Here is a 13,710-nt window from a genome sequence, read left to right as displayed (position 1 = left end):
CTGCGCCTGCCTTGTGCAGGCGCTATCATTCTCCCTTAGATCAAGAATAAATGAGGAGCGGAAATGAAGTTTATAGGAGCACACGTGAGTGCTGCGGGCGGCGTCGATCAGGCCGTGCTGCGGGCACACGAGCTGGAAGCCACGGCTTTTGCGCTTTTCACCAAGAACCAGCGTCAGTGGAAAGCAGCACCGTTGCCGGAAGATGTCATCGTAAAATTCAAAATAGCCTGTGAAAAGTATGGCTATCAGAGCAACCAGATTTTGCCGCATGACAGCTATCTGATTAACCTCGGCCACCCGGTTACCGAAGCGCTGGAAAAATCCCGCGAAGCCTTTCTTGATGAACTGCAACGTTGCGAACAGCTCGGCCTTTCGCTGCTCAATTTCCATCCGGGCAGCCACCTGATGCAAATCGACGAAGACAAATGTCTCGAACGCATTTCTGAATCCCTGAACATCGCGCTGGCACAGACGCAGGGCGTCACCGCCGTCATCGAAAACACCGCCGGTCAGGGCAGCAATCTGGGTTTCCGCTTTGAGCATCTGGCGAAAATTATTGATGGCGTCGAAGACAAAAGCCGCGTCGGCGTCTGCATTGATACCTGCCACGCTTTCGCCGCCGGTTACGATCTGCGAACTGTCGAAGAGTGCGAGAAGACCTTCAAACATTTCGAAGACGTTGTCGGATTTAAGTACCTGCGCGGTATGCATCTCAACGATGCGAAGAGCGAATTCAACAGCCGCGTCGACCGCCACCACAGCCTCGGTCAGGGAAACATTGGCAATACGGTGTTCAGCTGGATGATGCGCGACGCGCGGTTTGACGGTATCCCGATGATCCTCGAGACGGTTGATCCGGAGATCTGGAAAGATGAGATCGCGTGGTTAAAAGGGGAAGCGGCGGCTGAAGTCGCGGCTTAATTTTGCAGATAGCCGCTGCAAAAAAAAAGCGCGACTCATTTTTAAGTCGCGCTTCTCTCACCTGCTGAACAGCAATTATCAGGCTACTTTAGCGGCCAGCTGCGCATCTGAACGTTTCAGAACCGCATAAGCGCCACCCGCCAGAACGGTACCGGCAATAATCGCCACCAGGTAACCAAGTACCGGTGTGATTGCGCCTGGGATCAGCAGAACAAACAGACCACCGTGCGGTGCCATCAGTTGTGCATGGAATGCCATGGACAACGCACCGGTCAGTGCACCACCGGCGATACAGCACGGCAGAACACGCATCGGGTCACGGGCAGCGAACGGAATCGCACCTTCGGAGATAAAGCACAGGCCCAGAACCAGCGCTGCTTTACCGCCTTCGCGTTCACTTTGTTCGAACTTGTTACGCGCCAGCAAGGTCGCCAGACCCATCGCCAGTGGTGGCACCATACCGGCAGCCATGATGGCGGCCATTGGTGCGTACACGGAAGAACTCAGCAACGCGACGCCGAACGCGTAAGCCGCTTTGTTTACCGGGCCACCCATGTCGGTACACATCATCGCACCGAGGATTGCGCCGAGCAGTACGGCGTTCGCAGTACCCAGAGATTGCAGCCATGCGGTCAGACCTGACATGATTTTTGCCACCGGCGTACCGACAACATAAATCATCACCAGACCCGTAATCAGGCTCGCGACCAGCGGGATGATCAGGATAGGTTTCAGGGCTTCCATACTTTGCGGTAGCTTCAGCTTGCCACTGATAGCTTTCGCCACGTAACCCGCGAGGAAACCGGCAATTATACCGCCAAGGAAACCGGCACCGGTGCTCACGGCTAACATACCGCCGATAAGACCCGGCGTCAGGCCAGGACGGTCAGCGATGGAGAAGGCAATAAAGCCCGCCAGAACCGGAACCATCAATGCGAAGGCTGAAGCGCCCCCGATTTGCATCAGCGCAGCCGCCAGCGTGCCTTTTACTTCAAAGGCTTTAATACCGAAAACGAAGGACAACGCGATACACAAGCCACCCGCCACTACCATCGGCAGCATGTAAGACACGCCGGTCAGCAGGTGACGATATGGCCCAGAACCGCCCGCTTCTTTCTTCTTCGCCGTGGAAGTTGCGCCCTGTGCATTAGGGGCAAACACTTCCGCTTCTACCAGTGCTTTATCCAGCTCCTGTTTGGTCTTTTTCAATGCCAGACCGGTAGAGGTACGGTACATCGGCTTACCGGCGAACTTCGCCAGATCCACTTCGATGTCAGCCGCAACGATGACCAGATCTGCCGCCGCCACTTCTTCAGGCGTGATGGCGTTACCGGCACCGACGGAACCGCGGGTTTCCACTTTCACCCACCAGCCGCGTTTTTTCGCTTCGCTTTCAATGGCTTCAGCCGCCATAAAAGTGTGCGCCACGCCGGTCGGGCAGGCGGTGATAGCAACGATACGTTTTGGACCAACTGCACCGGCAGGTGCTGATACGGCAACAGCCGGTGCCACGTAAGGTTTGGCTTCTGTCAGTGCGCGTGCCAGAAATGCCTGAGGATCGCGAACGGCATCCGCCACATCACCGGTATAAATGTTTTTACCTGTCAGCGTCGCATCGTTGGGCACGGTTTCACCGGCCACGATCACAACTTCAGCGTCAGCGGCCTGATCGACCACCTGATGCCCTGCTTTCGCCGCAGCAGCAGCGAGCAAATTTTTCGCCAGATGGCTGCGAGCCTGTCCCAGCGAACTGTCTATCATCAGCAGCGTTTTCATTCTGCCTCCTGCGGATTAAAAAGGTTTCAGATCAACACGGGCCATCATCGCCGCGAGCTGCGGACGATCGGTGACACCGACATTACTCTGGCTGACAGCCAGTGCGGCAACAGCCGTTGCCAGGCGTAGCGTATGTTCGCTGGATTCGCGCATCAGCAAGCCGTAAATCAGGCCACCGACCATGGAATCACCGGCACCGACGGTGCTGACAACTTCACAGGCTGGCGGTTTGGCGATCCACGCGCCGGAGGCGTTAACCCACAATGCGCCTTCAGCACCCAGAGAAATCACCACGTGGGCAATTCCCTGATCACGCAAGGCATGCGCAGCTTCAACCACGTCACTCAGTTCCGGCAATTTACGGCCAGCCCAGATTTCCAGTTCACGACGGTTAGGTTTAACCAGCCACGGTGCAGCTTTCAGACCGGCCACCAGTGCTTCACGGCTGCTGTCGAAAATGATGCAAGGACACTGCGCGCGCAGACGTTTCATCCAGTCAGTGAATGCGTCAGGATCAACGCCCGCTGGCAGGCTGCCGCTCACGGCGACCATGTCGAACTGACCCAGCCAGGACAGGGAATCCGTCACGAAACGTTCCCAGTCAGCAGGCGTCACATTGAAGCCGGAGAAGTTGAAGTCGCTGACTTCACCATCTTTTTCGGTCAGTTTGACGTTAATACGCGTACGGCCATTGACGACCTGGAAACGGTTCGCGATGCCCAGATCGCTGAACAGCAACTGGAAGCCGTCCTGATTTTCTTTGCCCAGGAAGCCGCCAACGGTGACGTCGATGCCGAGATCTTTCAGCACCTTCGCAACGTTGATGCCTTTACCGGCGGCGTGCAGACCGGTGGTTTGCACCAGATTGACTTCACCACGTTCGATTTCAGGCACATAGCCCACTAAATCGTACGCAGGGTTTAAAGTAATTGTGGCGACCCGACGGCTCATGCGCCCTCCCCAAGACCTTCGGCAATCGCTTCGCCGATGGTTTTTAATGCCAGTTCTGCATCTTCACCACTGGCGGTAAAGCGCAGGTGGTGACCTTTTTTCACGCCCAGCGCCACGACTTTCATCAGGCTGCGGCCGTTGGCAGGTTTACCGCTGCCATCAAGATTGGTAACGGTGATTTCACTGCTGAACTGTTTGATCACGTTCACTAATGCCGTGCCCGGACGCGCATGCAGGCCATGTTCGTTACGGATAACGAATTCAGCCGTCAGCACGTTGGCTTGTTCTTCGACTTCGCTGGTCAGCAATGCCAGCACGCCAACGGCATCTGCCGTCAGCAAGCGTTCAGCTTTATTGGCAATCAGCAGGTCGCTCAGGTAATTCAGCACGTCCAGCGGCTGGTCATCTGCGACAGAAATCGTCAGCAGCATAGAAACCTTTTCACCGGCCAGATCAAACGCCCGATGCGCACGGCTGACGGTGGCAGCACTTTTCAGATTGCCTTCCGTGCTGTCGCTCAGCCAGATGCCGTGCCCCAGATTCAGTGGTTTGCGGCTGATAACATCGCTGACGAAAGCGGTATCAACGGCACCCACCTGTTGCAGACGGCCTGCGTTCAGCGCCTGCAATGTGATCAGGCTTTCCGCCGCCACATCAACAGCAATCAGCTGGGTATCAAACAGGAATTCAGCGGCATTTTTCTCGCCCATCAGCAGGCTGCGCAGTTCTTCAGCTGAATCTGTTTTTGCCAGACGCTCAGCCACGCTGTCGTCACTTAAGACATGCGTCAGCTGACGCAGCAAACCGAGGTGTTCATCAGAACGCGCCGCGATGCCGATAACGACATAAGCAGTTTGCCCTTCGCCCCACGCGATGCCCTGCGGGAACTGGAAAACCTGGACACCGGTATCAAGCACCAGATCACGGGTATCGGTGGTGCCGTGCGGGATAGCAATGCCGTTGCCAAGGTATGTAGAAGTTTGCAGCTCACGCGCTAACATGCCGTCTACATAGCCTTCGCTGACGCGGCCAGCCTGAGTCAGTGCTGCTGCGACCTGGCGAATTGCTTCCTGCTTATCGCTGGCAGCCGCACCGAGATGAATATCTTGCTGTGACAGTTGGAACATAATTCTCCTCTCCTGCTGAAATTGAATCGTTTCAGCTTTACTGAGAAAAAAGGAGCGCCATCAAATTTCAGAAGAGAAACTGACAACGCTGAAACGTTTCAAGGAGTCTCAATCCGGCCTGTTTTTAAATCAAGCTTTCCCTGATTTGACGTAACAATTTTTTGATGCCACGCACAGTTTCCTTTTTTGCGACGCCCTGAAGCCTGTGACTTAACGCAAATGCTGAAGTCAGGCTGAAGCGGCCAAAAACAGTTTAGCTGAAGTTAGCTGGCGGGTTTGAGTGGATGACCTCCTGTGACCGGACGGCTGCCGGTTTGGGTTATTTTTAACACAATGTGCGGTTTTATTATTCAGTATGGCAAATACACTCCGGTTTACATTTTTGATGATCAAAACCTGTTTTTGTTTTTTTTAAACTGACGTAACATTCGCGCAAATTTCGTCCTCCTTCTCTTCACTCTGGTTCAGCTATCTAATGCGAATTTCTACAACGTCAGCCCGCCGCTTACCCGACATGACGTCGACTGCTTTTTTGATCATCGCCTTTCTCACAGGTATTGCCGGTGCCCTTCAGACCCCGACGCTCAGCCTGTTTCTGACCTCTCAGGTACACGTCAGCCCGTTTATGGTCGGCATCTTCTTCACCGGCAGCGCCGTGATTGGCATTTTCGTCAGCCAGCTGCTGGCGACCTGGTCGGACAAACGCGGTGACCGCAAAACGCTGATCCTGTATTGCTGCATTCTGGGCGCACTGGCGTGTGTCCTTTTCGCCTTCAACCGTAACTACTTTATTTTGCTGTTTATCGGCGTTTTACTGTCGAGTTTCGGCTCAACCGCCAACCCGCAAATGTTTGCCCTTGCGCGCGAGCATTCCGAGAAAACCGGGCGCGAAGCCGTGATGTTCAGCTCTATTTTGCGCGCACAGGTTTCTCTGGCCTGGGTTGTCGGGCCGCCGCTGGCTTTCGCCCTGTCGATGGGATTCGGATTTACCTTCATGTATTGCGCCGCCACGCTGGCGTTTCTGTTATGTGGCGCAATGGTCTGGATGTTCCTGCCCTCAATGCCTAAAGCGCACATCAAAACGACTGCCACGCTGGAAGCCCCGCGCCGCAACCGCCGCGACACGCTGATGTTGTTTATCGCCTGTTCTCTGATGTGGGCGGCCAACAGTATTTATCTGATCAATATGCCGCTGTACGTGGTGCGCGAACTGGGCTTGCCTGAGAAACTGGCGGGCGTGCTGATGGGCAGCGCCGCCTGTCTCGAAATCCCGACCATGCTGATCGCCGGATATCTGGCAAAACAGTTAGGTAAGCGTTTCCTGATGCGGTTTGCCGTGGTGGCGGGAGTGATTTTCTACACCTGTATTTTATTTACGACCGGAGCCGCAGCGATGATTGCTTTACAGCTGCTGAACGCCATTTTCATCGGCATTCTGGCCGGCATCGGCATGCTGTATTTTCAGGATTTAATGCCGGGTCAGGCGGGTGCGGCGACAACGCTGTTCACCAATTCCACCCGTGCAGGCTGGATCCTCGCCGGTTCACTGGCGGGCGTGATCGCGCAGTTCTGGACGTATCACGCAGTGTTTTACGCCGCACTGGTGATGGTGGTGGGCGCGGTCGCGTGCATCTGGAATGTGAAAAACGTCGATAAGCCAGCGGAAGAAACGCCGGAAGCCGCAGCTTAAGGCGCGGTATCGGCTTCGAGTTTGATGAGATATGTCAGCGCCTGGTCGCGGTGTGTGAAACACATTTCGCGGCTGGCCTGCAGGCTGCCACAAACTTTTGGCCGCAGCGGCGAGGTGAAAATCTGGCACAGGAAGTTATCGGCCAGATGAATGCAGCGGGTGTTGGCGGGTTTGCCGTCCGGCATTCCGGGGATCGGGCTGGAAATTGAAGGCGCTATGCAACAGGCTCCGCAATCGGTACGACAGTCCATTAACAGCCTCCTCAGGCCTCATTTTGAGGCGCGACAATAGCAGGCGCGCAACACCGCCACCAGCGAAATATTTACTACTCTTTAACACTGTATATCGAACATTTTTAATGTCGGCGGGCAGACCACAAAAATTGCGTCAGAAAGCGGGTTTTCCCGACTCTTTTTACGCTATCTGCTTGCCTGAAATCAGCGGCGCGGGTAACGTGTCGCAAATTATTATTCTCTCTGCTGACAGGTTATTTATATGGCACGTGCTAACGAAATTAAACGCGGCTTCGTTGTGAACTACGACGGCAAATTGCTGCTGGTAAAAGACATTGATGTGCAGAGCCCAAGTGCCCGTGGTGCCAGCACCTTGTACAAAATGCGTTTCGCCGATGTGCGTACCGGCGGCAAGGTGGAAGAACGCTTCAAGGGTGACGACATTCTCGACACCGTCACCCTGACCCGCCGTAAGGTGAATTTCTCCTACGTTGACGGCGATGAGTACATCTTTATGGATGACGAAGACTTCACGCCTTACACCTTCAATAAAGCGCAGATTGAAGAAGAGCTGCTGTTCATTCCTGAAGAGGGTTTACAGGGTATGCAGGTTCTGACGCTGGACAGCCAGCTGCTGGCGCTGGAAATGCCACAGACAGTGGATCTGGAAATCGTTGAAACCGCGCCAGGTATCAAAGGTGCGTCTGCAAGCTCGCGTACCAAACCTGCTGTGATGGCTACCGGCCTGAATATTCAGGTGCCAGAATATCTGAGCTCCGGCGACAAAATCCGCATTCATATTGCTGAACGTCGTTATATGGGCCGCGCAGACTAAGGTCAGTTGCCCCGCTTTTTAAGGGAACGCCACGGCGTTCCTTTTTTTTGCCCCGCATTTCTCATCACAAATATCTCAGACACTCGATCTGTATCACAAAACGAGTGGCTGTCTGGACTTACCAATTCCCCTTTCTATCATATGACTTTACACTCTAAAGCCTGATTTCGGCTTAAATCGTCGCTTTATCCAGCATACTTTTCAGTTTACGGGTAAACAGCCCCAATTTGGCCTGACCAATTTCATTATTTCTGACTTGCCTGGAGTATTGCATGAAAACTATTGCCACAGCGTCCCTGCCAGCAGCAGTGTCATTACCTGGTTATGATCGTGACGCATTGAAAAGCCGCATTGTTCATCTCGGATTTGGTGCTTTCCATCGCGCCCATCAGGCATTGCTGACCAACCGGGTGTTAAACCAGCAAGGTGGCGACTGGGGGATCTGTGAAGTCAGCCTGTTTGGCAATGAGTCATTAATCAAAAGATTACGCGGGCAGGATCATCTTTTTACCGTGCTGGAAAAAGGTGCCGAAGGAAATCAGGCCATTATCGTCGGCTCAGCGCATGAGTCGGTCCACGGCGGGATTGACGGGCTGGATGCCGTGCTGGCGAAACTGACCGAGCCGCAAGTAGCAATTGTTTCACTGACCATCACCGAAAAAGGCTATTGCATTGAACCCGGCTCCGGCGAGCTGGATCTGCAAAATCCAAAAATTCAGCAGGATCTGGCCGGTGGTCAGGCGCCCTGCACAGCGCCCGGCGTGTTAGTAGAAGCCCTGCGTCTGCGTCATGAGCGCGGCCTGCCTGGCTTTACCGTACTGTGTTGCGACAATATTCCTGAAAATGGTCTGGTGGTCAAAAACGCCGTTCTGGGTATGGCGAAAGCCCGCTCATCTGAACTGGCGAAGTGGATCACTGAGAACGTTTCTTTCCCAAGCACCATGGTTGACCGTATCGTTCCGGCGGCCACGGACACCACGCTGGAAGAAATCACCGAAGCGCTGGGCGGCGTGACTGACCCGTGCGGCATTGCCTGCGAACCGTTCATTCAGTGGGTGGTGGAAGATCACTTTGTTGCCGGCCGCCCTGACTGGGAAAAAGCCGGCGCTCAGATGGTTTCCGACGTTCTGCCGTTTGAACAGATGAAACTGCGGATGCTGAACGGCAGCCACTCATTCCTGGCCTATCTCGGTTATCTGGCCGGTTATCAGCACATCAACGATTGCATGGAAGATGCGAATTATAAAGCAGCAGCCCATCGCCTGATGCTGTCAGAACAGGCACCGACGCTGAGCGTAGAAGGTGTCGATCTCACCGCTTATGCCGACAGCCTGATTGCCCGTTACTGCAACACGGCGCTGAAACACCGCACCTGGCAAATCGCCATGGACGGAACAATGAAGCTTCCGCAACGTATGCTCGACTCCATCCGCTGGCATGTGAAAAACGGCGGTTCTTACGAGTTACTGGCGCTCGGCGTTGCGGGCTGGATGCGTTATATCGGCGGAACGGATGATGCGGGTCAGCCTATCGAGATTAAAGATCCAATGGCTGAAACTCTGGCTGAAATCGTGTCGTCTACCGCTGATGGCGAACCACGTGTGAAAGCGCTGCTTGCGCTGACGGGCGTATTCGGTGAGCAATTGCCGCAGGAAGAAAAAGTGGTGCAGGCCATCCAGAATGCTTACGCCGACCTGCAAAGGGTTGGCGCGAAGAAAACCGTCGCGAAATACATGGGCTGAAAATCCACCGTATAAAAAAACGGCTGCTCCGGCAGCCGTTTCTTATTGTGGAGCAGAATCAGTCATTCAGTTCCGAAGGCACTGACGAAAAAAGGAAGCCGTCAAAAGACGGGTCATCGGCGTCCGAGACTTTCAGCAGCATATCTTTTACATTTTCCAGATGCTGCCACATGGCCTGTTTCGCGGCTTTGGCATCACGGCGTAAAACCGCCTGAAGGATCGCCTGATGGTCCAGCAGCCATATCTGGCTGTAGTTTTTATCCCCGACGTGCTGGTGGATCCCTTCCCACATAGAGCTGCGCTGGCGAATCTGCCATAAATCGTCCACCAGTTTTACCAGTACGCTGTTTTGCGATGCCTGCGCCAGCAGTGCGTGGAAACGCTGATCTTCCACATCATCCGAAACACCGCGCGCAATACAACTTCGCTGCGCTTCAATCGCATCACGCATTTGAAGAATGTCGGTTTTGGTGGCCTGCATGGCCGCAAATGCCGCCACTTCACTTTCCAGCAACTGCCGCGCCTGCAACAGTTCAAACGGGCCGTAACCTCTGTCCGCATCTTCCTGCGGCAATACATCGGTCTGGTGCAACACGTAAACGCCGGAACCTTTGCGGACATCAACGACCTTCTCAAGTTCCAGCATAATCAGTGCTTCACGCACCACGCTGCGGCTCACCGAGTAAAACTCAGCAATATCACGTTCCGGAGGAAGGCGGTCGCCAGGGGCGTATTTTCCGGCATGGATATCACGGCGCAGATGGCCGCCAATCTCCTGATAAAGTCGCATAATGTCGCCCCGCTGGTGATGCTATGAAATTGGTCCTACACCTGAAACGGCTTTTTTCAGCGCTCCGGATGCCTGATACAGGAGGGGAAATTATAACATGTGGGCACAAAGGGGAAGAACCAGAGGGGAAAACTGACGACCCGATCAAAATTGGGTCAGCCAGTTTTCAAAGTTGTCGGGCCACTTAACGCTGATACTGTCTGTGCAGAAATGACCGGTGATGAACTAATCAGAAATGCTCATCGTTTTTCACAAATTCAGTTATACGACACCGTCATCAGCGCCAGATGAGGATTGTTGTTCACCTGTTGTGTCGTCACGTGGCCTAAAGACAGTGGCAGGCTGAAAGAAAGTGGATTCGTCGCGCTGATCTGACGCGCCTGCGTGACTTTCGCAGCGCCCCGCTCACAACTGCTGACAAGCTTATTTCCACCGGTTTTGAAGTTACAGCCACTTTCAACAATTGCGCCATAAAAATGGATAGTACCGGTTGATCCCGCGCTGGCGTACTGCATCATCCCTGAGGCCAAAACTCCCAAAAACAGTACCCATTTGATCCTGTTCATGGCAACACCTCATTTGAATTTACATTTTTAAAATTCACGATACATCCATTTAACATTAATACATCTAAACCAATTAGCATCGGTCCGCTAAAAATAATTGAGTGCCGCGACGTCGAAACTAAGCAATCCATGTTATCCATCGGCACAACGCTGGATTTTCTTAAGTCGTCATTGCACATTGGCGTGTAAATTTATTTAAAGGATGCATGAAAATGACCAAAACCAACCTGATCACCGGCTTTCTGGGCAGCGGCAAAACGACGACGCTGCGCCATCTGCTGGCTCAGAAGCCTGAGGGAGAAAAATGGGCTGTATTGGTAAATGAATTTGGGGAAGTCGGGATTGACGGGGCATTGCTGGCGGACAGCGGCGCAGTGCTCAAAGAAATTCCCGGCGGATGCATGTGTTGCGTGAACGGCCTGCCGATGCAGGTGGGTCTCAATATGTTATTGCAACAGGCAAAACCTGATCGTCTGCTGATTGAACCTACCGGGCTGGGCCATCCGAAGCAGATCCTTTCTTTATTAACGTCTGAGGTTTACAAAAACTGGCTGACGCTCAACGCGACGTTATGCCTGATTGATCCCCGCCAGTTAAGCGATCAGCGCGTCATCGGTAATGAAAACTTCCGCGATCAGCTCGCTTCAGCAGACGTCATTATTGCCAATAAATCCGATGTGGCGCAGGCGCAGGATAATCAGGCGCTGGATGCATGGTTTAGCCTGAACGGCGGCGGACGTCAGCTGGTGACTGCCGTTCAGGGTGAGATTGACCCGGCGCTGCTCGATTTACCGCGTCTGAATCAGGCCGAATTACCCGCGGGTAAACATCATCATGCGCACGCCCCGGTGCGCGGGCTGGCCGCACTGAGCCTGCCGGAAACACAGCGCTGGCGTCGTGCGTTGAACGAAGCCGACGGTTACACCAGCTGCGGGTGGATTTTTGATGCTGAAACCGTCTTTGATACCGCGGGTATTCTCGACTGGGCGCGTCAGGCACCGGTTGACCGTGTGAAAGGCATTCTGCGTATTAAAGAGGGGACGTTGCTGGTAAATCGTCAGGGTAATGACCTGAGAATTGAAACCAAACCAATGGCGCCCTCAGACAGCAGAATTGAGCTGATTACTCGCGATAAAGCACAATGGAACACATTACAATCCACTTTGTTGAAGGTTCGTTTAAGTTCAACCGATTAAGTTAACGCTGACTAAATTAATACTTATCCTGCTAACAATAGGGCTTCCTGCTATGTGGCGCCGAAATATTCCAGCAATCCTAATACTCAACGTATTAGGCGTTGCTCTTTTCTTATCTTTCTATTTACCTGCAAACCATGGTTTCTGGTTCCCGATTGATAAATCGATTTTCTTCTTCTTTAACCGTCACCTGACGACGGACGCCTGGTTCCTGCATCTGGTCGCGGTGACCAATAACCGGGCTTTCGACGTGATTTCCCTGCTGGCAATGGGGGTGCTTTATCTGAGCTACTTCCTGAAACAAGACACCGCCGGCCGCCGCCGTTACGTCATTATTGGTTTTGTGATGCTGCTCACCGCCGTGGTACTCAATCAGCTCGGGCATTTGCTGCCGGTCAGCCATAAGAGCCCGTCGCTGAGCTTTGAGGGCGTTAATCGCGTCAGCCAGCTGACCGGGATCCCGACCAAAGATTCGTCCGCAGACAGCTTCCCGGGCGACCACGGCATGATGCTGATTATTTTCTCCTGCTTCATGTTGCGCTATCTGAGTAAGACGGCATTTGTGATTGCACTGGTGATCACCGCCATCTTCTCGCTGCCGCGCGTGATGATCGGAGCGCACTGGTTTACGGATATCGCGGTAGGTTCACTGTCTGTGGTGCTGGTCGGGGCAAGCTGGTGGCTGATGACGCCCGCCAGTGATTTGCTGATTAACTGGCTGGAGAGAAAACTCCCCGGTAAAAAAAGTCCTAATACGCCAGCCTGATTTTTCCATACATATAATTTAATTATGATCATGCAGAACGTTTTGTTCTGCATGATCTTTTTTCCAGACAATTCCCAGATATACTTTGCTAAATTATGGCTTGAAAACCCGCTTGTGATGCGGATTTAACCCAAATTAGTATAAAAATCACCCATCGTTTTTAACATCTTTACTTACATCAGCTTACATCACAATTTCTTATAAAAAATCCCGTAAAACCTCTCGCAATCCCTTATTCATTACGGTAATCTCCAAAACGCTTGAACAGAAATGTGGCAAAAACACCCGGTTTGAAGGAAAAAACGTGCTCTGACGCACATTTTGCCCGTTAGGTGTTTGTCCCATCTGATCGCGGCAGGTAGTCTCGCTTGGTTTGGTAATTTTAATAACGATTTCATCGTTAAGGACAGCAAGGGATAACAACAATAATGGTCAAGTCTCAACCGTTTCTGAGATATATCACGCGGCTGATTCCCGCGATTGGCGCAGCAATTATTCTTTCTGCGTGTAGTGGTACACATTCTTCGAACACAGAAAACGCACAAACTGATATGCGTGCAGTAAATGACAAAGACGGTCTTCTACTGCAAGCCTCTCAGGATGAATTCGAAGCAATGGTTCGTAACGTCAACGTTAAATCCAAAATTATGGATCAGTACGCTGGCTGGAAAGGCGTTCGTTATCGGTTAGGCGGTGACAGCAAGCGTGGTATCGATTGCTCAGCGTTCGTCCAGGTAACATTCCGCGAACAATTTGGTATGGACCTTCCACGTTCGACGTATGAACAGGAAGAAAAAGGTAAGAAAATCCAGCGTTCTAAACTACGCCCGGGTGATCTGGTATTGTTCGGTGCGGGCTCAACAGGGCGCCACGTCGGAATTTATTTAGGTAACGATCAGTTCGTTCATGCTTCCACCAGCGCAGGTGTGATGATTTCGAATTTGAACGAGACTTACTGGAATAAACGGTACCGCGAAGCAAGAAGAGTTCTGGCTAACGGCTGATTCCGTTACCCCATGATTTAATTCTTGTTGTCCTATACCAAGCGAATAAAAAAACGTCATCTCCGGATGGCGTTTTTTTATGCCTGTAATAAAGTGTATTAAGGGTCTGGTGT

At 52.8% G+C, this 13,710-nt stretch carries 13 protein-coding genes; 7 read left to right on the top strand and 6 right to left on the bottom strand.

Going from position 1 to position 13,710, the window contains the following annotated elements; genetic code table 11:
- Nucleotides 1–63 precede the first annotated feature (63 nt).
- On the top strand, nucleotides 64–921 hold the full coding sequence (gene nfo, locus M2403_RS10955) for a deoxyribonuclease IV (RefSeq protein ID WP_259229124.1): 858 nt from the start codon (nucleotides 64–66) through the stop codon (nucleotides 919–921).
- Between the two features lie 78 nt (nucleotides 922–999).
- On the opposite strand, the gene fruA is transcribed toward nfo, so the two are convergent.
- Genes fruA through fruB form a run of 3 tightly spaced genes read right to left on the bottom strand, consistent with a single transcriptional unit; the run spans nucleotide 1,000 to nucleotide 4,775 of the window.
- Complete coding sequence (gene fruA, locus M2403_RS10950; RefSeq protein ID WP_152324307.1) at nucleotides 1,000–2,697, bottom strand: PTS fructose transporter subunit IIBC; 1,698 nt, start codon at nucleotides 2,695–2,697, stop codon at nucleotides 1,000–1,002.
- A 15-nt stretch (nucleotides 2,698–2,712) separates the two neighbouring features.
- On the bottom strand, nucleotides 2,713–3,648 hold the full coding sequence (gene fruK, locus M2403_RS10945) for a 1-phosphofructokinase (protein WP_056778537.1): 936 nt from the start codon (nucleotides 3,646–3,648) through the stop codon (nucleotides 2,713–2,715).
- Complete coding sequence (gene fruB / locus M2403_RS10940; protein ID WP_259229123.1) at nucleotides 3,645–4,775, bottom strand: fused PTS fructose transporter subunit IIA/HPr protein; 1,131 nt, start codon at nucleotides 4,773–4,775, stop codon at nucleotides 3,645–3,647. Before fruB ends, fruK begins: the two co-directional genes overlap by 4 nt.
- A gap of 475 nt (nucleotides 4,776–5,250) precedes the next feature.
- Between fruB and M2403_RS10935 the strand changes: the two genes are divergently transcribed.
- A complete protein-coding gene (locus tag M2403_RS10935; RefSeq protein ID WP_152324309.1) occupies nucleotides 5,251–6,465 on the top strand; it encodes a sugar efflux transporter in 1,215 nt (404 codons plus the stop codon).
- Here the strand turns inward: M2403_RS10935 and M2403_RS10930 are convergent.
- On the bottom strand, nucleotides 6,462–6,716 hold the full coding sequence (locus tag M2403_RS10930; RefSeq protein WP_101076044.1) for a YkgJ family cysteine cluster protein: 255 nt from the start codon (nucleotides 6,714–6,716) through the stop codon (nucleotides 6,462–6,464). The genes M2403_RS10935 and M2403_RS10930 overlap by 4 nt on opposite strands.
- Before the next feature lie 244 nt (nucleotides 6,717–6,960).
- On the opposite strand from M2403_RS10930, the gene yeiP reads away from it, so the two are divergent.
- Together yeiP and M2403_RS10920 are read left to right on the top strand one after the other, a co-directional pair.
- Nucleotides 6,961–7,533: an elongation factor P-like protein YeiP gene (gene yeiP / locus M2403_RS10925; protein ID WP_152324310.1), complete on the top strand. Its 573-nt coding sequence runs from the start codon at nucleotides 6,961–6,963 to the stop codon at nucleotides 7,531–7,533.
- Nucleotides 7,534–7,805: 272 nt separating this feature from the next.
- On the top strand, nucleotides 7,806–9,275 hold the full coding sequence (locus tag M2403_RS10920) for a mannitol dehydrogenase family protein (protein ID WP_259229122.1): 1,470 nt from the start codon (nucleotides 7,806–7,808) through the stop codon (nucleotides 9,273–9,275).
- Between the two features lie 58 nt (nucleotides 9,276–9,333).
- On the opposite strand, the gene M2403_RS10915 is transcribed toward M2403_RS10920, so the two are convergent.
- On the bottom strand, nucleotides 9,334–10,065 hold the full coding sequence (locus M2403_RS10915; RefSeq protein WP_152324312.1) for an FCD domain-containing protein: 732 nt from the start codon (nucleotides 10,063–10,065) through the stop codon (nucleotides 9,334–9,336).
- A gap of 257 nt (nucleotides 10,066–10,322) precedes the next feature.
- Nucleotides 10,323–10,631, bottom strand: coding sequence for a hypothetical protein (locus M2403_RS10910; protein ID WP_152324313.1), 309 nt, complete (start codon nucleotides 10,629–10,631; stop codon nucleotides 10,323–10,325).
- Between the two features lie 212 nt (nucleotides 10,632–10,843).
- On the opposite strand from M2403_RS10910, the gene M2403_RS10905 reads away from it, so the two are divergent.
- From M2403_RS10905 to mepS, 3 genes are all read left to right on the top strand, one after another.
- Complete coding sequence (locus M2403_RS10905; RefSeq protein WP_217153379.1) at nucleotides 10,844–11,827, top strand: GTP-binding protein; 984 nt, start codon at nucleotides 10,844–10,846, stop codon at nucleotides 11,825–11,827.
- Nucleotides 11,828–11,879: 52 nt separating this feature from the next.
- Nucleotides 11,880–12,593 carry a phosphatase PAP2 family protein gene (locus tag M2403_RS10900; RefSeq protein WP_165058219.1) on the top strand — a complete coding sequence of 238 codons (714 nt, stop codon included), beginning with the start codon at nucleotides 11,880–11,882 and terminating at the stop codon, nucleotides 12,591–12,593.
- A gap of 428 nt (nucleotides 12,594–13,021) precedes the next feature.
- Nucleotides 13,022–13,597: a bifunctional murein DD-endopeptidase/murein LD-carboxypeptidase gene (mepS, locus tag M2403_RS10895; protein WP_152324316.1), complete on the top strand. Its 576-nt coding sequence runs from the start codon at nucleotides 13,022–13,024 to the stop codon at nucleotides 13,595–13,597.
- Nucleotides 13,598–13,710 lie beyond the last annotated feature (113 nt).

This window comes from Rahnella sp. BIGb0603 (genome assembly GCF_024808755.1).
GTDB classification, from domain to species: Bacteria; Pseudomonadota; Gammaproteobacteria; order Enterobacterales; family Enterobacteriaceae; genus Rahnella; species Rahnella contaminans.
Note: the sequence above shows the minus strand (reverse complement) of the source record. Positions and strands in the feature narration are given on the sequence as shown.

Bases quoted from the DNA above. Each gene is read 5' to 3' on its own strand.
- M2403_RS10915 (WP_152324312.1), bottom strand. From the start codon at position 10,065: ATGCGACTTTATCAGGAGATTGGCGGCCATCTGCGCCGTGATATCCAT.
- fruK (WP_056778537.1), bottom strand. From the start codon at position 3,648: ATGAGCCGTCGGGTCGCCACAATTACTTTAAACCCTGCGTACGATTTA.
- fruA (WP_152324307.1), bottom strand. From the start codon at position 2,697: ATGAAAACGCTGCTGATGATAGACAGTTCGCTGGGACAGGCTCGCAGC.
- M2403_RS10935 (WP_152324309.1), top strand. From the start codon at position 5,251: ATGCGAATTTCTACAACGTCAGCCCGCCGCTTACCCGACATGACGTCG.
- nfo (WP_259229124.1), top strand. From the start codon at position 64: ATGAAGTTTATAGGAGCACACGTGAGTGCTGCGGGCGGCGTCGATCAG.
- M2403_RS10930 (WP_101076044.1), bottom strand. From the start codon at position 6,716: ATGGACTGTCGTACCGATTGCGGAGCCTGTTGCATAGCGCCTTCAATT.
- M2403_RS10905 (WP_217153379.1), top strand. From the start codon at position 10,844: ATGACCAAAACCAACCTGATCACCGGCTTTCTGGGCAGCGGCAAAACG.
- M2403_RS10910 (WP_152324313.1), bottom strand. From the start codon at position 10,631: ATGAACAGGATCAAATGGGTACTGTTTTTGGGAGTTTTGGCCTCAGGG.
- M2403_RS10900 (WP_165058219.1), top strand. From the start codon at position 11,880: ATGTGGCGCCGAAATATTCCAGCAATCCTAATACTCAACGTATTAGGC.
- yeiP (WP_152324310.1), top strand. From the start codon at position 6,961: ATGGCACGTGCTAACGAAATTAAACGCGGCTTCGTTGTGAACTACGAC.
- fruB (WP_259229123.1), bottom strand. From the start codon at position 4,775: ATGTTCCAACTGTCACAGCAAGATATTCATCTCGGTGCGGCTGCCAGC.
- M2403_RS10920 (WP_259229122.1), top strand. From the start codon at position 7,806: ATGAAAACTATTGCCACAGCGTCCCTGCCAGCAGCAGTGTCATTACCT.
- mepS (WP_152324316.1), top strand. From the start codon at position 13,022: ATGGTCAAGTCTCAACCGTTTCTGAGATATATCACGCGGCTGATTCCC.